10 protein-coding genes are annotated in these 19,910 nt (G+C 72.5%); 5 read left to right on the forward strand and 5 right to left on the reverse strand.

From position 1 onward, the window contains the following. Positions 1–50 precede the first annotated feature (50 nt). Positions 51–1,130, reverse strand: a complete 1,080-nt coding sequence (gene phnD / locus AB6807_RS35965) for a phosphate/phosphite/phosphonate ABC transporter substrate-binding protein (protein ID WP_371088323.1) — start codon at positions 1,128–1,130, stop codon at positions 51–53. A gap of 197 nt (positions 1,131–1,327) precedes the next feature. Between phnD and AB6807_RS35970 the strand changes: the two genes are divergently transcribed. The 4 genes from AB6807_RS35970 (at position 1,328) to AB6807_RS35985 (ending at position 7,466) form a co-directional block, all read left to right on the forward strand. Then, positions 1,328–3,217 (forward strand): ATP-binding protein, encoded by a 1,890-nt coding sequence (locus tag AB6807_RS35970; protein ID WP_286517192.1) that lies wholly within the window; start codon positions 1,328–1,330, stop codon positions 3,215–3,217. A gap of 227 nt (positions 3,218–3,444) precedes the next feature. Next, positions 3,445–4,566, forward strand: a complete 1,122-nt coding sequence (locus AB6807_RS35975) for an ABC transporter substrate binding protein (protein ID WP_371088324.1) — start codon at positions 3,445–3,447, stop codon at positions 4,564–4,566. Continuing rightward, on the forward strand, positions 4,563–6,536 hold the full coding sequence (locus AB6807_RS35980; protein ID WP_371088325.1) for an ATP-binding protein: 1,974 nt from the start codon (positions 4,563–4,565) through the stop codon (positions 6,534–6,536). Before AB6807_RS35975 ends, AB6807_RS35980 begins: the two co-directional genes overlap by 4 nt. Positions 6,537–6,623: 87 nt before the next feature. Continuing rightward, positions 6,624–7,466: a hypothetical protein gene (locus AB6807_RS35985; protein WP_371088326.1), complete on the forward strand. Its 843-nt coding sequence runs from the start codon at positions 6,624–6,626 to the stop codon at positions 7,464–7,466. Here the strand turns inward: AB6807_RS35985 and AB6807_RS35990 are convergent. Then, positions 7,355–9,259, reverse strand: a complete 1,905-nt coding sequence (locus AB6807_RS35990) for a glycosyltransferase family 2 protein (RefSeq protein ID WP_371088327.1) — start codon at positions 9,257–9,259, stop codon at positions 7,355–7,357. The genes AB6807_RS35985 and AB6807_RS35990 overlap by 112 nt on opposite strands. A gap of 107 nt (positions 9,260–9,366) precedes the next feature. Between AB6807_RS35990 and AB6807_RS35995 the strand changes: the two genes are divergently transcribed. Beyond that, complete coding sequence (locus AB6807_RS35995) at positions 9,367–10,254, forward strand: hypothetical protein (protein WP_371088328.1); 888 nt, start codon at positions 9,367–9,369, stop codon at positions 10,252–10,254. 10 nt (positions 10,255–10,264) lie between these two features. Here AB6807_RS35995 and AB6807_RS36000 read toward each other — a convergent pair whose 3' ends face one another. The 3 genes from AB6807_RS36000 to AB6807_RS36010 all read right to left on the reverse strand — a co-directional run bounded on the left by AB6807_RS36000 (position 10,265) and on the right by AB6807_RS36010 (position 19,866). Then, positions 10,265–15,850 (reverse strand): filamentous hemagglutinin N-terminal domain-containing protein, encoded by a 5,586-nt coding sequence (locus AB6807_RS36000; protein WP_371088329.1) that lies wholly within the window; start codon positions 15,848–15,850, stop codon positions 10,265–10,267. Between the two features lie 2 nt (positions 15,851–15,852). Continuing rightward, the gene (locus AB6807_RS36005; RefSeq protein ID WP_371088330.1) at positions 15,853–17,574 is read right to left on the reverse strand and encodes a ShlB/FhaC/HecB family hemolysin secretion/activation protein; all 1,722 of its coding nucleotides are present in this window, start codon (positions 17,572–17,574) and stop codon (positions 15,853–15,855) included. Positions 17,575–17,697: 123 nt separating this feature from the next. Continuing rightward, a complete protein-coding gene (locus AB6807_RS36010) occupies positions 17,698–19,866 on the reverse strand; it encodes a CHAT domain-containing protein (protein WP_116912366.1) in 2,169 nt (722 codons plus the stop codon). Between the last annotated feature and the right edge of the window lie 44 nt (positions 19,867–19,910).

Raw genomic sequence — 19,910 nt, forward strand, 5'->3', positions numbered from 1 at the left:
CAGCAGCCCGGCACAAGCCAGCAGCCCGGCGGCCAGGCGCGATGCGAACGTCAAGGCGACACGTCCTTCAGCACGCTGACCTGCTCCGCATAGCCGCTCTCGATGCGCTGCAGGCGTGCCTCGCGCGCGGCCTCGTTCACCCATTGCGCGGTCATCGCGGTCTGCCTGGCCAGCTGGTAGGCCAGCTTGGCCGCGGGCTGCAGCGAGCTGTTGTCGGCGGGCAGGAAGCCGGCCAGGTCGTGCAGCGACTTGAGCACCACGCGCTCGGCATCGCCGCGCGGCCCCTTGGCGCGGCCGTAGGCCGTCAGAAAGGTTTGCACGCGCTTGCGCAGCTCGGGCGGGTAGCCGCTGCGCACCACGATCTGCGCATGCGGGATCAGCTCCGACTCCCACAGCACCTGCAGCCGCTCGGCCTCGGCCGGAAAGCGCAGCCTGAAGCGCTCGAAGTCGGCGGTGTTGTTGGTGGCCACGTCGGCCTCGCTGTTGGCCACGGCCAGCGCGGTGGCCTGGTGGGTGCCGACGATCTCGCTCTGGAAGCGGGTCTCCATGGCGATGTGGTTCGGCAAGAACAGCTGCAGCTGCGGCACGATGAAGCCCGACACCGACTGCCGCTCCCCGCGCGCCAGCCGCCAGCGTTCGGGCTGCTCCAGCAGGCCCTTGAGCGTGTTCAGCGGCGGCGTCTTGCGCGCCAGCAACAGCGCGCGGTAGCCCGGCAGGCCATCGTGGCGCACCACCTGGGCCACCACCTTCATGCGGCGTTGCGTCACGGCGTCGAGCGCCATCTTTCCGGACAGGAAGGCCATGTCGACCTCGTCGCGCTGGATGGCCTGCTCCAGCGCCTCGTACGAGTTGACCGACAGCACGCTCACCGGCCGGCCGATGGCCCGGCTGAGCTCGGCCAGCAGCGGGTCCCAGTCGCTGCGCGACTCGAAGGCACCGCCCAGCGGCAGGATGCCGAAGCGCACCGGAGACTCCACGGTGCCCACCACGCCCACCGTGCCCACCGTGCCGCCACTGCCGACCTGGGCCGCGACCCACGGCGGCAGGCCCAGCAGCAAGGCCAGCGCCGTTGCACGAACGGCGCCCGGAACGTGGACAAGGCGAACAAGGCGGCGCAGGAAAGTCAGCATTTTTGAACCGAAAGACATAGAGCCGTTGCGCGTCGATGGGCCTAACATGGCGGCGCGGACGCCATTACATATCAATTGCTAACAATCTTCGTGATGTTTTTCCGGTCTTCCCAGTTCTGCAACGGGCACCCCCGCCGGGCCTCCATGCTCTTGGTGGCTTCGGTGGCTTCGGTGGCCTCGGTGCCCCTGGCAGCCCCATGAACTGGAACTTTCGCGTCCTGCGCGGCTTGGCCCGCCTCACCTTCGCCCAGCAGCTGATCCTGCTGGCGCTGGTGCCGGCCACGCTGGCCACGCTCACGGCCATTGCCGTGCTCACGCGCCAGCACCTGGGCAACCTCACCGAGCTGATGCGCGCCAACGCGCAGACGGTGGCGCTGCAGGTGGCCACCGTGGCGCAGGCGCCGCTGGCGCGCATGGACCGCCGCGCGCTGCAGCGCACCGCGCAGTCGGGCACCTTCCAGCCCAACGTGCAGCAGGTGCAGATCTGGACCGAAGACGGCGAGATCGTCGCCAACTCCGAGACCATGGACCGCGCCCGCAGCGAAGGCCTGCAGGTGGTGGTGCCCATCGTGAGCGACGACGGGCGCCACAGCGGCAAGGTGATGGTCGACATGAGCCTGGCCGCCGTGCAGGGCGCGCGGCGCTCGGTGTGGCTCAACGTGGGGCTGGTGCTGGCCGTCAGCCTGCTGTGCGTGGCGCTGGCCGGCTGGTGGGCGGCGCGGCGCATCAGCGAGCCGATCCGCGCGCTGGGCAAGGCGGTCGACCGCCTGGGCGCGGGCGAGAACGCCAGCGTGGCCATCGAGGGCACGTCGGAGGTGCGCCACCTGCAGCACGGCTTCAACCAGGCCGCGCGCGCGCTGGCGGAAAGCCACCGGCTGCTGCAAAGCCGCATCAACGAGGCCACGGCCGAGCTGGCGCGCAAGAACGGCCAGCTCGAGGTGGCCAGCCAGGCCAAGACCCGCCTGCTGGCCGCCGCCAGCCACGACCTGCGCCAGCCGCTGCATGCGCTCACGCTGTTCTCCGACGGCCTGGCCAACGGCGAGACCGACCCGGTGAAGCTGCAGCGCATCGGCCACATCCGCGAATGCGTCGACTCGCTCGACCGGCTGTTCTCCGAGCTGCTGAACCTGTCGCAGCTCGACGCCGGCGTGCTGCAGCCGCAGTGGATCGACTTTCCGCTGGACCGCCTGTTCGACGAAATCAGCCGCAACTTCCGCCCGGTGGCCGAGCAGCAGGGCCTGCGGCTGGTCGTGCGCAAGACCGAGCTGTGGGTGCGCTGCGACTACGTGATGCTCTCGCGCATCCTGAACAACCTGGTGTCCAACTCGCTGCGCCACACCATCGACGGCGGCGTGCTCATCGGCGCGCGGCGCCGCGGCAAGGGCGTGCGCATCGACGTGGTCGACACCGGCGTGGGCATCGCCAGGCAGCACCAGGCGCGGGTGTTCGAAGAGTTCTACCAGGTGGAGCCCACCGGCCGCCAGGCGGCGCGCGGCGCGCGCGGCATGGGCCTGGGCCTGGCCACGGTGCGGCGGCTGGCCGACCTGCTGAACACGCGCGTGGAGCTCAGCTCCCGGCCCGGCAAGGGCACCTGCGTGCGGGCGATGGTGCGCTCGGCGCAGGCAATGCTGCCCTCGCCCGTGCTGGCGCCCGCGCTGGCCGCCATCGAGGAGGAAGAGAGCCTGGCGAACGTGCGCATCCTGGTCATCGACGACGAGCGCACCATCCTCGAAGGCCTGAGCGTGGTGCTCGCCAACTGGGGCGCCGAGGTGCTGGCCGCGCAGACCCGCGCCGAGGCGCTGGCGCTGGCCGACGGCTGGGAGCAGCCGCCCGACGTGGTCATCAGCGACCTGCTGCTGCAGGGCGGCGACAACGGGCTGGACGTGATCGCCGCGCTGGAGCGGCATCCGCGCGGCATCGGCGCGGGCACGGCGCGGCTGCTGGTCACGGGCGAGACCAAGCCCGACCGGCTGCGCGAGGTGGCCAGCGCGGGCATCACGGTGCTCTACAAGCCGGTGTCGCCGCGGGTGCTGCGCCAGGCCATCCAGGCGCAGCGCGTGGTGGCGGCGCAACTGGTCGGCGCGTAGACCGGCATGCGGGTGCCGCCGATCCACAGATCGGCGTAGGCGCGGCGCCGGGTAAGGCCCTGGGTAGTCCATCTGAGATAGGCCGAGCGGCTGCCGCGATGTGCATTTCGTCACGTGCAGCGGCCCTTGCGGGCGCGGGCATAGGCTGACATAAGCCCTCCGCCTTATCGCGCGAAGCCGGGCCCGTCCTTACATTGGACCATCGCCCCTTGCTGCGAAAGCAGTCCATGCCCGTTGCCGTGAAACCCGCTCTCCCGCCGCTTTGCGCAAGGCTGCTCACCGCCGCCCGCAAGGGCGCGGGCGCGTCGGCCGCGCTGGTGGGCCTCGCGCTGGCCCTGGGCGTGGCGGTGGCAGACGCCGCGGCCCCGGCCACCAACCTCACGGTGCTGATGGGCGACGACGCGGCGGCGTCCTCGGAGTTCGTGCAGCAGCTGCGCGCCGACCAGGGGGCGGGCGGCAAGTTCGAGCTGGTGCGGCTTCCGTCCTCACCTTCATCGCCTTCATCCACCCCTGTGGCCGGCGCCGACCCGCAGGCCGCCGAAAACACCGACACCGAGCGCGCGGCCAACGCCGGCGTGCGCACGCGCAGCCTGCGCACCGCCGAGACGCCATTGACCATGGCCGTGGGCCCCGCCGCCGCGCGCGCTGCCGTCGAGCGCCCGGGCCAGGAGCCGCTGGTGCTGGCGATGCTGAGCCGGCTCGACTACGAAGCCCTGAAGGCCAGCAGCCCCGCCCTCAAGCGCGGCGACCGCCGCGTGGGCGTGCTGCTGCGCGACCCGGCCATGGCCGACCAGCTGGCGCTGATCAACGCGGTGCTGCCGCAAAAGCGCCGCATCGGCGTGGTGGCCACGCCCGAATCGGAGCCGCTGGTGCGCGAGCTGCAGCGCGCCGCGCAGGGCGCCACCCCGGCCTGGGACGTGCACGTGGAATACGCGCCCGACCCCACCTCGCTGGCCAACGCGCTGCGCCAGGTGGTGCCGCAAAGCGATGCGCTCATGGTGCTGCCCGACCTGATCGGCGACAGCCAGGCGGCCACGCTGTCGGTGCTGCGCGCGGGCGCCACCGCGGGCCTGCCGGTGTTCGGCGCCAGCGAGGGGCTGGTGCGCTCGGGCGGCCTGGCGGCGGCGGTGTCCACGCCGTCGCAACTGGCGCAGCAGGCGCGCCTGCTCGGCGTGAAGGTGGCCAGCGCGGCAAGTTCGGCAAGCGGCACGGCAGGCAACACCGCCTCGCCGCTGGTGGAAGCGGCCACGCCCGCCACCGTGCGCGTCAACGCCACCGTGGCACGCGGACTCGGCCTGCGCCTGCCGGAGGAACGGGAACTGACCGAACGGCTTGCGGTTCCGCGATGAGCGCCCCCCTGCCCCCCGACGGCTCGGCAAGCGCCGCGGCAGCCGGCGCCCACACCCTGGTGCTGCGCGGCAACCTGCAGCGCGACCTGTTCCGCCTGGGCGTGGTGCCGTGCGCGGCGGTGGCGCTGGCGCTCACCGGCTGGTTCACGCACAACCGGCTGCAGACACTGGAGGCCGCCTTCGACGCCGAAGGCCAGGCCGTGGCGCGCCAGGTGGCGGCCATGTCCGACCTGAGCCTGTACGCGGGCGACCTGCCGGCGCTGCAGAACGTGGCCAACGCCGCGCTGCGCGGCGGCCAGGTGGCGCGGGTGGAAATCAGCAACAGCGCGGGCGTGTACGTCACGGCCGGGCCCAAGACCACCTCGCTGGCGCAGCTGCGCATGTTCACCTCGCCGGTCACGCTGCGCGAGGCCTCGCGCGCCAGCGCCTTCGCGCCCGCGGGCTCCACCGCGGCGGGCGAGACGCCCATCGGCCTGGTGCAGACGTTTCGCGACACCACCGCCTACACGCGCGAGCGCAGCCGCTCGCTGTTCGCGGGCGTGGGCATCGCGCTGGTCGCGCTGCTGGCGGCGTGGGCCTCGGTGCGCCACATGGCGCGCAACGTGGCGCGGCCGCTGCGGCGCGTGTCGCGCACCGTCGCCGCGCTGGAGGCCGGCCACTTCGAGGTGCGCTGCGGCGTGGTCGAGGACGGCACCCCCAACGCGTCCCGCACGCACGAGCTGGCGGTGCTCGCGCACGACATCGACCGCCTGGCCGAGCGCCTGCAGAGCAACCGCGAGATCAGCGAAGAGCGCGTGCGCGAGGCCACCGCCGTCGCGCTGCAGCGCATGGCCGAGGCCGAGCAGGCGGCGCTGTCGCGCGCGCGCTTCCTGGCGGCCGCCAGCCACGACCTGCGCCAGCCGCTGCACGCCATGGGCCTGTTCATCGACGGCCTGCTGCCGGGCGCATCGCCCGCGCAGCGCCCGGCCGTGCTGCGGCTGCAGGAAAGCACCGAGTTCATGGGCGTGCTGCTGGACGACCTGCTCGAAATCTCGCGGCTCGACGCGCAGGTGCTCACCCCGTCGATCACCAACGTGTCGCTGGCCGCCCTGTTCGACCAGCTCGACGCCCAGCACGCCGCCACCGCCGCCGAGGCCCGCGTGCGGCTGCGCTGGAGCGACCGGGGCCTGGTGGTGCGCACCGATGCGGCCATGCTGCAGCGCATCGCCGGCAACCTGGTGGCCAACGCGCTGCGCCATGCGCCCGAAGGCGGCACCGTGCTGGTGGCAGCGCGGCGCTGCATGACAACCGGTGTGGGGGGCGGCGTGGCGCAGGTGCGCATCGAGGTGCGCGACAACGGCGTGGGCATCGCGCCCATCCACCAGGGCCGCATCTTCGAGGAGTTCTACCAGGTGGCCAACACCGAGCGCGACCGGCGCCGCGGCTTCGGCCTGGGGCTGGCCATCTGCGCGCGCATCGCGGCGCTGCTGGGCACGCGCATCACCGTGCGCTCGGCGCTGCAGGCCGGCAGCACCTTCGCCTTCACGCTGCCCGCGGCGCGCGCCGCCGACGTGACGCCGCCCGCGCCGCCGGCGCTGGCCGTGGCCCCGCTGGCCGGCCTGCGCTGCCTGGTGGTGGACGATGACCCGGCCATTCTCGACGGCAGCCGCACGCTGCTGGAGCAATGGGGCTGCCAGGCCGAATGCGTGACCACCGGCGCCGAGGCCATCGCGCGCATGGGCACCGGCGACGTCGCCTTCGACGCCGTGCTGTGCGACCTGCAGCTGGCCGGCGAGGGCGACGGCGTGGACGTGATCGACGCCGCCAAGCGCCTGCAGCCCGACGCGCTGGCGGTGCTGGTGTCGGGCGCCACCGGGCCCGAGGTGCTGCAGCGCCTGCGCCACGGCGGCGTGATGCTGTTGACCAAGCCGGTGGCACCGGCCAAGCTGCGCGCGTTGCTCACCACGCGCCGGCATGCGCACGCGGCCTGAGGGCAACAGCCGACCATTGCCCATTGCCCATTGCCCATTGCCCCATTGCCTATCGCCTCGCGAGACACAGAGACACCCCCACCGCCCATGCGCCCCCTCGACGCCCTGCAGCACATCCGCCCCTTCATCGCCACGCCCAGCTACACCGGCCAGCTCACCAGCGACTACGTGCGCAGCCTGCTCGGGCTGGTCAACCTGGCGTGGCGCCACGGCTTCGCGATGCAGACGCGCTTCCTCGACGGCGACAGCCTGATCCCGCGCGCGCGCAACCGGCTGGTGGCGGAGTTCATGGCCGACGAGCGCTGGACGCACCTGTTCTGGATCGACGCCGACATCGGCTTCGAGCCCGAGGCCGCGTTGCGCCTGCTGCTGGCCGGCCGCCCGGTGGTGGCCGGCGTGTACCCGCACAAGAGCGACGGCTGGCCGCGCGAGGGCCTGGCGCAGGCGCTGCCAGCGGGCAGCACGCGCGAGGACTTCGAGGCACGCCACGCGGTGTTCCCGGTGAACCTGAAGGCTCCCCGCGTGGACGCCGACGGATTCGCCGAAGTGCTCGACGCGCCCACCGGCTTCATGCTGATCGAGCGCAGCGTGTTCACGCGGCTCGCGCAGGCCATGCCCGAGCTGCGCTACACGCCCGACCACATGGACGATGCGGCCGCCGCCGCGCAGGCGCACTACCGCTTCTTCGACGTGTGGGCCGAGCCCGGCAACGGCCGCTACCTGAGCGAAGACTTCGCCTTCTGCCGGCGCTGGCAGTCCGTCGGCGGACAGGTGTTCGTCGACACCCGCTCGCGACTGACGCACACCGGCACGCGCACCTACCGCGGCGACTTCGCGCGGTCGCTGGTGGCGTCCGCGGGGCCCTCTGTTGGGCCATCCACGGGCTCGGCCACCGAGGCTGTCGCGGGGCCTTCCACGGGGTCGCCCTGAAGCAGCGCCGCCAGCTCCCGCGGCAGGCTCTCCAGCGCGTAGCCGCGCCCCGGCGCCACCGCCGCGAGCCGCAGCGCCGGCCCTTCCTCGGCCAGGTAGTCGTAGCCCATGGGCTGGAGGCAGCCCTCCGGGTCCAGCCGCCGGTACAGGTCGCGCCGCGCGACGCGGTCTTCGCGGCGGATCATCTTCAGGTGGTACAGCCGGTAGTAGCTGCGGTACATCACGCCGTGGCGCGCCACCGCGTCGGGGTACCACGGCCCGTGCAGCGCGGGCGCGTTCACGAAGCCGATTTCCTGCGGCAGCCGGAACAGGCAGGCGCGCGACTTGTGCTCCCACGGGCCGTCGACGCGGAAACGGTCGGGCGCGTCCCACAGCTCGCGCATCGCGAGCGACAGGCAAGACAGCTGCGCCTCGGACAGCGAATCGACGATGTGCTGCAGGTTGTGCAGAAAGAGCGTCTCGTAGCGCTCGTCCGCATCGCACGACAGCACCCAGCCGGCGCCGTGCGCGCGGGCGCTTTCGAGCACGCGGCGGCGGTTCTCGCGCTCGTTCCATGCATGCGGCTGCACCGGCGGGTTCGACAGCAGCTCCAGCAGCTTGGGCTCGCGCCGCGCGATCTGCGCGGTGTCGTCGCTCGAGCCGTCGTCGAGCAGCACGAAGCCGTCGACGTAGGGGCGCAGGTGCGACAGGCAGCCCTCGAGCAGCGCCGCCTCGTTGCGCAGCTGCATCACGCAGACGATGCGCGGCCGCGCGGTCAGGCGCCGCGGCGCGGGCTTGCTGCAGCGCGGGCAATGAAAGTGCGGCACCGGCTCGTGGTGGACCATGCGCGCGCAGATCTCGCACTGCAGGCGCGAGCCCATCGCGAACACCGAGGCGGGGCGCAGCCAGGGCGGCGCGGGATGAGATGCGCCGTGGGGTGCATCGTGGGCTGCCTCGTGGACCACCTCTTGGAATGTGGGCCGCGGCAACGCCGTGTCCTTGCGGGCGATGCGCGTGAAGTCGAAGCCCCACGCGCGGTCGGTCTGTCCAATTTTTTCACTGCCCGCTTCATTGGCCCGCGCGCTCGCCGGCGTGCAGCGCGCCCAGTCGTTGTCCGGGTCGAACTGCTCGCTGCCGTCGCGCGCCTCGAAGGACAGGTGCAGCAGCTTCAGCTCGGCGCAGGCCTGCAGCTGCCAGCCGGCCATCTCCAGCCGCACGCGAAAGTTGTCGTCGTCACCGCCCCACTGCGCCAGCGATTCGTCGTAGCCGCCGACCGCGTCGAAGGCCTCGCGCGCGCAGCACAGGGAGCCGTAGAAGGTGCGCAGGTACAGGGCGTCGGGCACCGCTTGCGCGAACAGGGCGGCCAGCGCGGCGTCCGATGCGTGCTGCGGTGCCGCCGGCAGCGCATCGAACCGCGCGAAGCCGACGCGGCCGACCGCCACGCCGCGCTCGCCCTGCATGGCCGCATGCAGCGCGAGGGCCGGCGCGTCGTCCACATAGGCCGACTCGGGCGAGTGCACGAACACGAAGCGCCCCGCGCTGTGGCGAACGCCCGCGTTGATCGCGCAGCTCGGCGGGCGCCATGCGTGCACGCGGTCGTTGACCAGCAGCGTCCAGCACACCGCGGGAAAGCGCGCGAGCAGGCGCTGCAGGCCGGGCTCGTCGGCCGCGTCGTCGAGCGCGATCACCACCTCGATGCCGGGGCGCGACCAATGCGGCGCGTTGAGCACCACGACACGCTCGAACTCCGCGAGCTTGCGATAGAACGGCATCACGACGCTGAGCCACGGCCGCGCGGTGTCGGGCGCCGTCATGCGCCACCCCGCAGCGAGCCATCGGCGCCATCGGTGCCGTGGCCGCGTGAGAATGCCTCGTTCACCTGTGTTCCCACCTGTGCTTCCACCTGAGTCATTCCGCCATCATGAACGGTCGCTTCATCAACCTGCAAGCCAGCACCGAACGCCGCGAGGCCATGGAAGTGCAGCTGCGCGCGCTCGGCCTGCAAGGCATCGGCCGCCTGGAGGCGACCGACACGCACAGCCTGCCCACCCACGCGACCTGGCCCAACGCGCCGGTGAGCCCGCGCGAACACGCCTGCTTCCTGTCGCACGCGCGGGCCATCGACAGCGCGCCGCCCGGCGGTTTCTTCCTGGTGCTGGAAGACGACGCGCTGCTGAGCCGCGCGCTGCCGCCGCTGCTGGGCCAGCCCGACGCGCTCGCGCAGCTCGAAGGCTTCGACCTGGTGTTCCTCGAATGCATGCCCAGCATCGCGGCACCCGGCCTGCTGGCGCTCTGGCAGGGGCTGCGCAAGCACCTGCCGCACGACGCGGGCGCGCCGCGCGATGCCATCGGTGGCATTGAAATTCTCGATGCGCGCGGCCTCTACAACTGGGGTGCGGTGGCCTACCTGGTCACGCCCCGGGGCCAGCGCACGCTGCCCCCGCTGCTGCGCGAGGCGCTGGCCGCGGGCCCGGCGCTGGCCTTCGACATGACGCTCGGCGCGCTGCTGCACGGCGAGCGCATCCGCGCGGCGGTGCTCGCGCCCTTCCTGGCCACGCCCACGCTCCGCAGCCACGCGCAGAGCACCATCGACGACCGCCCCCGCGCGGCCGAGAACGACGCGCTGGCCGGCGCGCTGCGGCGGCTGTTCTTCGCCGGCCCGCTCGACGGGCCCGCGCATGACGAGCCCAAGCTTGATGCCCATGTGGGTGCCTACCGCCATGCGCCGCTCACGCAAGACCCGCAACTGCAGCTGCTGGCCGACCTGATGGCGCAGCTGTTCGTCATCGCGGCGCGGCCGGCGCGCTGAGCCCGCAGGCTCAGAAGTCCGCGCAGCCGTTGCGCCGCTCGGTGTTCACGCAGCTCAGCAGGTTGGGCCGCGAACGCACGCGCGACCATTCGCGCGCCAGCACGTCGCCGGCCTGCGAAGCGCGGTCGCCGTCCAGCGGACCGGTCGCCAGGCAGATCGGTGCCTGGCCGATGTTGCGGTCGTAGAGATAGGTCGACGGCAGCTCGCGCACCACGTCCACCGAAGGCAGGTCCGACGGCCGGAACAGCGGCACGGCCGGGCCCGGGTCCACCCGCAGCACGCCCGGCACCACCTTCACCGCGTAGCCCGCGGCCGAGGCGAAGGCGCCGTCGATGGGGTAGCTGCCCGGCGGGCTGCCGAAGTTGGCGGTGGTGCCCGGCGCGCCGCTGAAGCTGGAGGCGTTGTCGCCCAATATCAGCCCGCTCACGCTGTACGTGAAGAACGGGTTCGGCGCGCCCTGGGGCCGCGCGGCGTTGTCGATGGTCACGGTGGCAGTCGGCTGCTGCGCGTAGATGAAGTGGTTGCCGCCCGCGGGCACCGTCACCGTGCACAGGCCCAGGTAGGCGCAGTGGTACAGGTTGGGCAGCGTGCCGGTGCCGGCAAGGCCGCCGCGCGTCTCGCCCACCCAGGTGTCGGCCCAGATGCGCCACGCGCCGCCGTTGATGGCGAAGCTGCCCGGGTTCTGGAAGCGCGCCGCCGCCACCAGGTCGGTGCCCGTGCCGCCGGCCACCGTCGTGCCCAGCGTGAGGTCGTCCGCCAGCGTGCGCACGAACACCGTGTTGGCCGCCATCGACCCCACGCCGGTGGGTGTCGCCTGGTTGGTGGCGGCGTCGAAGCCGTTGACGCTCAGCGCGCCGATGGTCACCGCGTTGGCGTCCACATAGCCGAAGCCGCCCGCGGCGCCGCCGCCCACGGTGGCCACGTTGTTCGCCGGGTTGCGCAGGTCGACGTCGCCCTTCAGCGAGCGCGCCAGCAGGCTGCCGGCGGTGATGGCCCCCGCCGCCGATTGCGCGATGTTGCCGGCCGACAGCAGCCCCACCTGCGACGCATTGATGGCGCCGTTGACCGCGATGTTGCCGCCCGCGTCGTTCTGCAGCGTCAGCGCGCCCGGCGTGGCCAGCGCGCCGGCCACGGTGATGTCCGCCGCCTGCGTGCTGCTGCCCGCCACGATGGTGGGCGCGCTGAGCCGCGCGAACTCGGCACCCGACACCGAGAAGCCGCCCGTGCCCGCGCCGCCGAGCACCACGGGCGTGGTGGTCGCGTCGGAGGCCGCGAAGTTGGCGTCCATGCCGCCCGGGCGCAGGTCGATGACGCCCGCCGCGCTCACCGGCGCGCCGATGACGATGGCGTCGGTGCTGCCGTCGTTCACCGCGCGCAGCACCACGTTGCCGCTGCCCTGCACCACCGGCAGCGCGCCCGGCGCGGTCGGCGAGCCGCCGGCCTCGATGGCCACGCCCGCCCCGCCGTTGGCCGAGCGGCCCGTGATCTCGACGCCGCCGCCGCCCGTGGTGACGATGCGCGCGCCGTTCTCCAGCCGCACGCCGCTGTCGCCGCCTGTTCCCGGTGCGGTGGGCGCCGTGGCGTCGTTGTTGAAGTTGTAGCCGCGCAGCGCGATGGTGCCGCTGCCGCTGGTGATGCTGCTGCCGCCGTTCACCAGCACGCCGTGCGAGCCGGCGAAGGTCGACGAGGCCTGGCGCCGCGCCACGCCCTGCACCGTCACGTTGCCGCTGGTGGTCGACAGCGCCGAGGCCGCGCGGCCGTCGGTGATGACCACGCCGCTGTTCCAGTCCGCCGAGCTGCCGCGGATGTCGATGGCGCCGCTCGAGCTTGCAATCTGCACGCCCGCCAGCCGGACGTTGCCGCCCGCGATCTGCACCGCGCCGCCCGCGCCGGCGTCGCTCTGGCCAACGCGAGTGTCGATCTGCGAATCGACCAGCGTGACATAGCCCGTGGGCGCGCCCGCCTGGCCGCTGTAGAGCGTGACGGCGCCGCCGCCGGTCTGCACGCGCGCGCCGTTCATGTTGATCAGGCCGCTGGTGGGCGTGCCGTTGCCGCGCGCGGTCATGGCGACGCTGCCGCCGCGCGTGTCGATGCTGCCGTTGTAGGTGATGTTGCCGGTCGACGCCGAGGGCGTGCCGTCGGGGTTGAAGCCCGCGTTAAACACCACGTTCAGCGGCCCGCCCGCGCCCGAGGAGCGGATGGTGGTGCCCACGCCGTTGGCCTGGATGCTGTTGCCCGAGACCAGCTCGAAGCTCAGCGGGCCGGCGGCCGCGGTGTAGTCGATGAGCACGTCGTTGGCCAGCGTGATGCTGCCCGAGCCCACGCCGCCCGTGCCGGTGGTGATCTTCACGCTGGAGCCGCCGTTGAGCGCGGCGTTGATGTCGCCGTCCTGGATGGTCGAGTTCGCCAGCGCGTCGAAGGGGTTGGTCGGCAGCGTGCCGCCGCCGGTGCCGTTCACGATGGCCACCGAGAAGGGATCGACCAGCCAGCTTCCGGCGGTGCCCGCCGGCGCGCCCGCGTTCACGCGGATGCCGGTCAGGTCCACGTTGGCGCCCGAAGTCTCGATGAAGCCGCCGTTGCCGCCCGCCGTGCCGCCGCGCGCCGACAGCGTGCCGTGCGCGCGCAGGCTGTTGTCCGCCAGCAGGCGGATGTTGCCGCCGTTGCCGGTGGCACCGGCGCTGTCCGCCAGCACCGACAGCCCCGCTCCCACCGCCAGCATGCCGCCGGTGTTGTCGCTGGTGCGCGTGGAGGCCTGCAGGCGCACGTCGCCGGCCGTGCCCACGCCGCTCGCGTCGGCCAGCGTGCCGGTCGCACCGGCCAGTCCGCCGGCGTAGATGTTGCGCCCGGTGACGGTGATGGCACCGCCGGCGCCGCTGTCGCTCGCGGTGCTCAGCAAGGCATCGTCCTGCGTGCCGCGCTGCAGCAGCACGTCGCCGGTGCCGCCGGTCACCGCGATCTGACCGCCCTCGGCCCGCAGGCCCTGGTCGGCACCGCTCGCGCGGATCCACACCGCCGCGGGCGTGAGGCCTTCGTCGATGGTGCCCGACGGCGGCAGCGGATCGCCGTTGAAGTCGTACACCACGCCGGCGCTGCCGGTGGTGCCCACGATGTCGATGCGGCGGCCCTGCCCCGCCACGACGCTCGAATCGCCCACGATCACGCCCCGCGAGGCCACGATGCTGGACGACGCCGAGAGCTTGCGGAACGCGTCGTTGGCCAGCAGCGCGCCCAGGTCGGCGCCCTTGCCTTCGATGCGCACGTTGCCGCCGGTGGTGATGTCGGTGCCGTTCACCGCCACGCCGACCGGTGCCGCGCGCGACGACCAGTCGGCGACCGGGTCGGCGTCGGTCCATCCGCGGGTGGCGCCGCGCACGGTGATGTCGCCGCTGGCCGATGCGATGCGGCTGCGCGCGCCCGGACCGCCTTCGTCCGACGTCTGCCCCGTCGCCACGCCGGTGCCGCCCAGGCCGCCGACGCCGTCGAGGGTGATGCCGCCGCTGCCGCTCAGGATTTCCGCGCTCGAGATCAGCACGCCGGTGCTGCCCGAGAAGGTCGAGCTCGACACCACGGTGCCGCCCTGCCCGCGCAGGCTGATGGTGCCGCCCAGCGCGCAGCTGGCCGCGCCCGGCGCGCAGGTCGAGATGCGCCCGCCCGTCACCTGCACGCCAGCGCTTTCGTACGGCACGTTGAAGTAGGTGTCGTCGGTGTAGCCAATGGCGCGGCCGTTCTGCGCGTCGCCCTGGCCGTAGAAACGCACGTTGCCACCGTTGGTGTCGATGGTCGCGTCGGTCATCACGATGGGCGCGGTGCGCAGGCCCGATGTGTTGGCGATCGGCATGTCGCCGGCCGGCAGCGGCGCACCGAAGGCGTCGGCGTTGAAGTCGACATTCAACGCGCCCGTCTTCGACTGGATCGCCGAGCGCGCGGACATGCCGATGCCGGTGGCGGAGTCGACGCGCAGCGACGCGCTGCCGCCCGCGTTCTTCACCACCTGGGCCGACGTGTCGAACACCACGCCCAGCGCTTCCTGACCGCCTTCGGCGTTGCGCGCGTTGCTGCTGAGCACCACGTCGGTCGAACGGCCGAGCGCATCGCCGAGGGCCGTGTCGCTCACCTGGCTGGTGGCCGCGCCGCCTGCGCTCGGGTAGGCGCCCGCGTCGTATGCCGGCGCTGTGGGCGTGACGAGGATCTGCTTTTCGGACTGCAGGGTCCACTGCCCGTTGGCCCCACCATTGGTGCCACCTGCCGCGGAGACGGAAAGGTCGCTGCCGACCTCGACCGCGTTCGCGCTGGTGACGATGGTCCCGCCCTTGCCGCTGCCCGAGCCCTGGGCCGACAACTCGCCCGACAGGTGCAGGCCCAGCACGGTGGCCGGGGGCGCCTCGTTGCCCACGCCGGGCAGCGCCGCGTAGCTGGCCGCTTCGATGCGGATCTCGCCGCCAGCGGCATTGCCGGCGCTGCCGTTCGCGCGCAGCGTGGCGCTGGGCGCCACCGACAGGCCGTTCAGCGCAGCCAGCTGCACCGTGCCGCCACCCGCCTCGCCGCTGGCGTCGAGCGTGGCGTTTTCCACGCGCACATTGCCCGCGCTCACCGCGATGCGGCCGCCGGCCACGGTGCCGGTCGACGTGGCCTGCAGCGTGCCGCCGACGCGCACTTCGTTGTCGCTGCCCGCGCTGAGCACGATCTCGCCGTTCTTCATGCCCAGCGAATTGGCGCGCACGGTGCCGCTCTGGTTCACCACCAGGTCGCCGGCCGTGGTCGACTGGCCCACCAGCACCACGCGCCCGCCGTTGGCCTGCAGCGTGCCGCTGTTGGCGACCGCGGCCTTGGTGGCCATGGAGTCCGGCAGGATGTTCAGGCTGGTGAGGCCGTCGCCCCCGATGTCCAGCGTGATCTTTCGCCCCGAGGCCAGCGCCACGGCCTGGCCGTCGGCGGTGATGGTGCCGGTGGCTTCGTTGCTCACGCCCGCGCCCATCAGCACCACCGGCCCGCCGGTGGCGGTGATGTCGCCCAGGTTGCGCACGGTGGTGGTGTCGGCGTTGGCGCGCTCGAAGGTGAGGCTGGTCCTGCCGTCGAGAAAGTTCGCGTCGCTGGTGGTCATGCCCAGCGTGGAGGCCAGCAGGCCGCCCACGTTCACGCTCGCGCCCTGGCTGAACAGCACGCCGTTCGGGTTGATGAGGAACACGCGGCCGTTGGCGGTGAGCTGGCCGGCGATGGTCGAGAGCTCGTTGCCGGTCACGCGGTTCAGCAGGATGCTGGAGGCGCCCAGGCTCTGCTGGATGTTCACCGCGTCCTTGGCGCCGATGGAGAAGCTGTTCCAGTCGATGATCGCGCGCAGCGAGCCCTGCGTGATGCCCAGCGCCTGGCCGCCGCGCGGCGCGAGCGTGGTCACGGGGTTGACCGTGACCATGCCCTGCGTGGCGAACATGCCCGGCTGGAAGCTCGGCAGGATGACCTGCGCCAGCGCCAGCGCGGGCGCCATGCCCATGCACGCGAGCGAGAGGGCCAGCGGCCGCAGCGGAAGCTGCAGCGGGTGGCGCAGCTGAGTGCGCAGCGGGTGGCGCAACGATGGGGTTTGGAGTTTGCGTGGCTTCATGGTCAGAACGCCTTTTGAAGCTGGACGTACAGCCGCGGGCCGCGCTCGGCGCCGTCGGTCAGGGGCCGGGGCGTGCCGTCGCGCCATGCCAGCGTCGCGTTGATCGAGAAATTGCCCGGCCGCGACCAGCTCAGCCCCAGGCCGTAGCCGCGCAGGCTGTGCGAGTTCTCGCCGTCGAACGGCGAGGGGTGGCGCGCCAGCCGGCCGCGCGCCGCGTCGTAGAACAGGAAGGGCGTGAGCTCTTCGTTCACCGACCAGCGCCACTCGACGGTGCCGATCACGCCCTGGTCCGCCAGCAGCTCGCCCGAGGGGTAGGCGCGCACCGCGCGCGCGCCGCCGAGCGCGAGCTTTTCGGACGCATCGAGGTTCTTGCTGGCCCACTGGCCGCCGATGGACAGGTACAGCGAGTGCCGCGGCACGATGGCCTGCAGCCGCGACAGCTGGAAGCTCAGCTTGCTGAAGCCGCCTTCGGTGTGGCGCCCGCCCAGGGCCTGGTCGTCGGCCAGGCTCTGCGGATCGCGGATGGACAGCGAGCCGTGGTACAGCGTGCCCGAGCTGGCCCAGTAGCCGCCGCCCAGCACGTCGTCGCGCCGCTCCCACGTCCAGCCCACGCCGAAGCCGCGCACGCGCTTCTTGGAGTCGAACTCGAACGCGCGGATCTCGTCGTTCAGGTCCTTGCTGTCGGCGCTCAGGCGCAGGAACAGGTTCTGCTGGCGCTGCCGAATGAGCGGGTAGTTGAGCGACACGTCAAACACGTTGGCGCGGCCCTGCGCCTCGAGGTCGGAAAACTGCCCGCCCAGGTCGTAGCTGACACGCGACAGCCCCACGCCCGCGCGCAGCCCGCTGGTGCCGATGGGCGCCTCGTACGACACGCGGCCGAACTGCAGCGCGCTGTTGTTGGAGACCATGACGCGCGCGTCGAGGTTGTCGCCGATGCCGAACGGGCTGAGCCAGCGCGCGGTGCCGCCCACGCGAAAGCGCCCCGATTCCTTGGTGCCGTGGTTGTCGGCCTCGCCGGTGAAGGCCCAGCGCGGCGCGGCCGTGACCTCGACCGACAGGTCGGTGGTGCCGGTCTGCCCGCCCTCTTGCAAGCCAGAGGACACCTTGACGCCGGGCTGGTCCGACAGCAGCAGCATGGCGCGCTCGTAGGCGGGCGCGTTGACGGCCTCGCCGGGTTGCAGCGGCGCCAGGAAGCCGCGCACGCGCGCCTCGCTGAGGGGCGCGTCGGGCGCGACGACCACGTCGACCTTGCCGAGGCGGCCTTCGATGACGCTGATTTCCACGACGCCGTCGCGCACGGTCTGCACGGGCACCACGGCCTGCGCGAGAAAGTAGCCGCGCTCCTTGTAGCGCGCGGTGATGGCCTTGGCCAGCTCCTCGAGGTCGCCGAGCGTGACGTCGCGGCCGATGTAGGGGGCGGTGATGGACTGCAGTTCCTCGTTGCTCAGCGCCTTCACGCCGTTGAGCCGCAGGTCGGTGAGCTTGAACGCGATGCCGGCGGGGCGCGGCGGCGTGGGAAGCGTCTGCGGCGCGGCGGCATCGGTGGTCTGGGCCTGTGCAAGCGGCCGGCTGCAAGTGCCGCAGGGGTCTTGCGTGGGAAGCAGGGTGTGGGGGTCCGCGTCCGCCGCGTGGGTGCGTTGCGTGGCCACCAGCAAGGCGGCACTCACCAGTGCGGTGACTGCGAAGGCAATCGGCGTGGGTCGTTGGCTGGCACGTGTCCTCATCTCGATGCTCCACCCTGCTCTTTTGCTGCTGTTGTGTTGACCGCTTCGGCGTGAGCCCGCCCTGAACAGCGAACCTCGAACCCGGCACAGGGACCGGAAGTTCCAAAGGGGAAGATCGACATGTCAGCCTCCCACCGTCAGGCGCCAGTTGCCGATCAGGTTGAACGGCGCCCAGAAGAAGGGGTGGGACATCTTGGGGTCCTTCAACACCGCGAGCTGGCCGGCCTGCATCGCCTTCTGGATGTCGCGGCCCTTGGCGAGCTCGCCGTAGAGCGTGCCCATGAGCACCGCGGTGGCGTCGTCGGAGACGGGCCACAACGAAGCGATCAGGCTGGAGCTGCCGGCCGAGAGAAACGACCGCGTGAAGCCCAGCACCTCGTCGCCCTGCGCGATGCGCCCGAGCCCCGACTCGCAGGCCGACAGGGTGACCAGCGCGGTGCCCTGCATCGGCAGGTCGAGGATCTCGTGGGCCTCCAGGAAATTCTGCTTGCCGCCCTCGTTGGCCAGCAGGATGCGCGAGTACAGCGGGTCGACCGCGTCGGCCTCCGCGTGCGCCGCCACGTGCATCAGCGGCGAGCGCGAGGCCACGTCGCGGAACTGGGTCTTGGTGGCGGCCGCGCCCATGTACAGCGTGTTGCGCGGGAACAGCTGCGCGAGCTGCTTCACCTCGGTCTCGGCGCCGGGCAGGTCGTACTTGTCCTCGATGCGCGGGTTGCCGAAGGCCACCAGCGAGGCGTTCACGCGCGGCGTGCGCTGCGCGAGCTGCACCGCGATGCTGATCGACGGCGCCACCGCCACCGGATGCGTCTCGATGATGTAGCGGCCGTCCAGCCGCAGCGCCTGGAACGGCAGGTAGTGCAGCGGGCCGTGGGGCACCACGACCAGCCGCTGCCCCGGTGCCAGGCCGAGCGGGCCCAGCAATGCGGCGCCCAGCTTGTCGGCGTTGGCGATGGCCGTGCGCCGGCCGCGCACGATGGAGTTGCGGAAGGTCTCGACCAGCTCGGTCAGGTCGTCGCGCTTCACCGCCACCGTCTTCTCGGCGATGTCGGTGGGGCTCACGATCCACACCACCAGGCGGTCGGGCAGCGAGTGGAACTGCACCACGCGCTCGTCGGGCGCCAGCGTGCGCTGCAGCGCGGCCAGGTCGATGGTGGTGGCGGCCTGCTCGTTGATCTTCGCGCGGCCGCGCACCGCGTCGAGCAGCGCGCGCGAGCGGCTGTGCTCGCTCACCTCGAAGGCCTGGCGCGCGTCGCCCGCGTCGCTGTACACGGCCACGCCGCGCTCGAACACCGACTGCAGGTCGGAGAACAGGCCCATCTTGAATTCTTCGCTGCGAAAGCGCGCGCGCACCTTGTCCACGTCGCCCAGCGCGCGCCCCACGGCCTCGGCCGCGGCCTGCTTCTGGCCCAGCGCGAGCTCGCTGCGGGCCACGCCGTCCCACGCCCACAGGCGGTAGTACTCGGTGTCGGTGCCGACCTGCCGCGCGGTGAGCGCGCGGTACATGTCGCGCGCCTCGGCCGGTTTGTTCTCGGCCAGCAGCAGGCGCGCGCGGGTGCGGTCGAGCAAGGCGGTGAGCGGGGCGTCTTTCGGCGGCGCCATGGTGCCCAGCACCTGGCGCGCCCGCGCCGCGTCGCCCGACTCGATCAGCGCGTTCACCAGCGAGGCCTGCACCAGCGGCGCATAGCGCGGCGAGCTGTTGGCCAGCGCCTCGTCGTAGCTGAGCACCGCGCCCGAGAAATCGCCGCGGCGCGTGCGCACGTCGCCGATCACTTTCTGCGCGGGGCCGACCACCAGCTTGGGGTCGCGCGCCGGATGGCGTAGCGCCTCGCGCGCGAACTCCTCGGCCTTGTCGAGCTGGCCCGAGTAGCTGTAGACGATGGCCAGGTCCCGGTTGGCCATGGCCAGCAGGTTGGGGTCGTTGGTGGCGTTGGCCAGGTGCAGCGCCTTGCTGGCGGCGCGCACGCTCTGGCGAAACTCGCCGGCTTCGGCCAGCGCCACGGCCTGGCTGCAGTACTGGTAGCCCGAGAGCTTGACCGCGTCTTCGCCGTAGAGCACCGCGCCCTGGCTGGTGAGCGCCAGCAGGGTGTCGCCGTCGTCGAGCCGGGACTGCTCCATGCGGCTGCCCGCCGCCTCGGCATTGGCCACCGCCTGCGCGGTGGGCTGCTGCGCCGATGCCGCGGGCGCCAGGCCCGCAAGCAGCGCGCCCGTGACACCCGCCAGCGCGACGGCCCCTGCCGCACGCGCACGAAGGCGCGCAGGGCGCTTCCATCCCCATCTCGAAAACCAAGCCATTGGACCCCCACGCATGGCCCTTCGAGCCCGCCGGAGGCGGGCCG

The organism is Variovorax sp. RCC_210, assembly GCF_041355175.1.
Lineage (GTDB): Bacteria > Pseudomonadota > Gammaproteobacteria > Burkholderiales > Burkholderiaceae_C > Variovorax.

What these genes read in the sequence shown, in the direction of transcription:
- AB6807_RS36000 (WP_371088329.1), bottom strand. Translation starts at nt 15,850, where the DNA reads ATGAAGCCACGCAAACTCCAAACCCCATCGTTGCGCCACCCGCTGCGC.
- AB6807_RS35995 (WP_371088328.1), top strand. Translation starts at nt 9,367, where the DNA reads ATGAACGGTCGCTTCATCAACCTGCAAGCCAGCACCGAACGCCGCGAG.
- AB6807_RS35970 (WP_286517192.1), top strand. Translation starts at nt 1,328, where the DNA reads ATGAACTGGAACTTTCGCGTCCTGCGCGGCTTGGCCCGCCTCACCTTC.
- AB6807_RS35985 (WP_371088326.1), top strand. Translation starts at nt 6,624, where the DNA reads ATGCGCCCCCTCGACGCCCTGCAGCACATCCGCCCCTTCATCGCCACG.
- AB6807_RS35980 (WP_371088325.1), top strand. Translation starts at nt 4,563, where the DNA reads ATGAGCGCCCCCCTGCCCCCCGACGGCTCGGCAAGCGCCGCGGCAGCC.
- AB6807_RS36005 (WP_371088330.1), bottom strand. Translation starts at nt 17,574, where the DNA reads ATGAGGACACGTGCCAGCCAACGACCCACGCCGATTGCCTTCGCAGTC.
- AB6807_RS36010 (WP_116912366.1), bottom strand. Translation starts at nt 19,866, where the DNA reads ATGGCTTGGTTTTCGAGATGGGGATGGAAGCGCCCTGCGCGCCTTCGT.
- phnD (WP_371088323.1), bottom strand. Translation starts at nt 1,130, where the DNA reads ATGCTGACTTTCCTGCGCCGCCTTGTTCGCCTTGTCCACGTTCCGGGC.
- AB6807_RS35975 (WP_371088324.1), top strand. Translation starts at nt 3,445, where the DNA reads ATGCCCGTTGCCGTGAAACCCGCTCTCCCGCCGCTTTGCGCAAGGCTG.
- AB6807_RS35990 (WP_371088327.1), bottom strand. Translation starts at nt 9,259, where the DNA reads ATGACGGCGCCCGACACCGCGCGGCCGTGGCTCAGCGTCGTGATGCCG.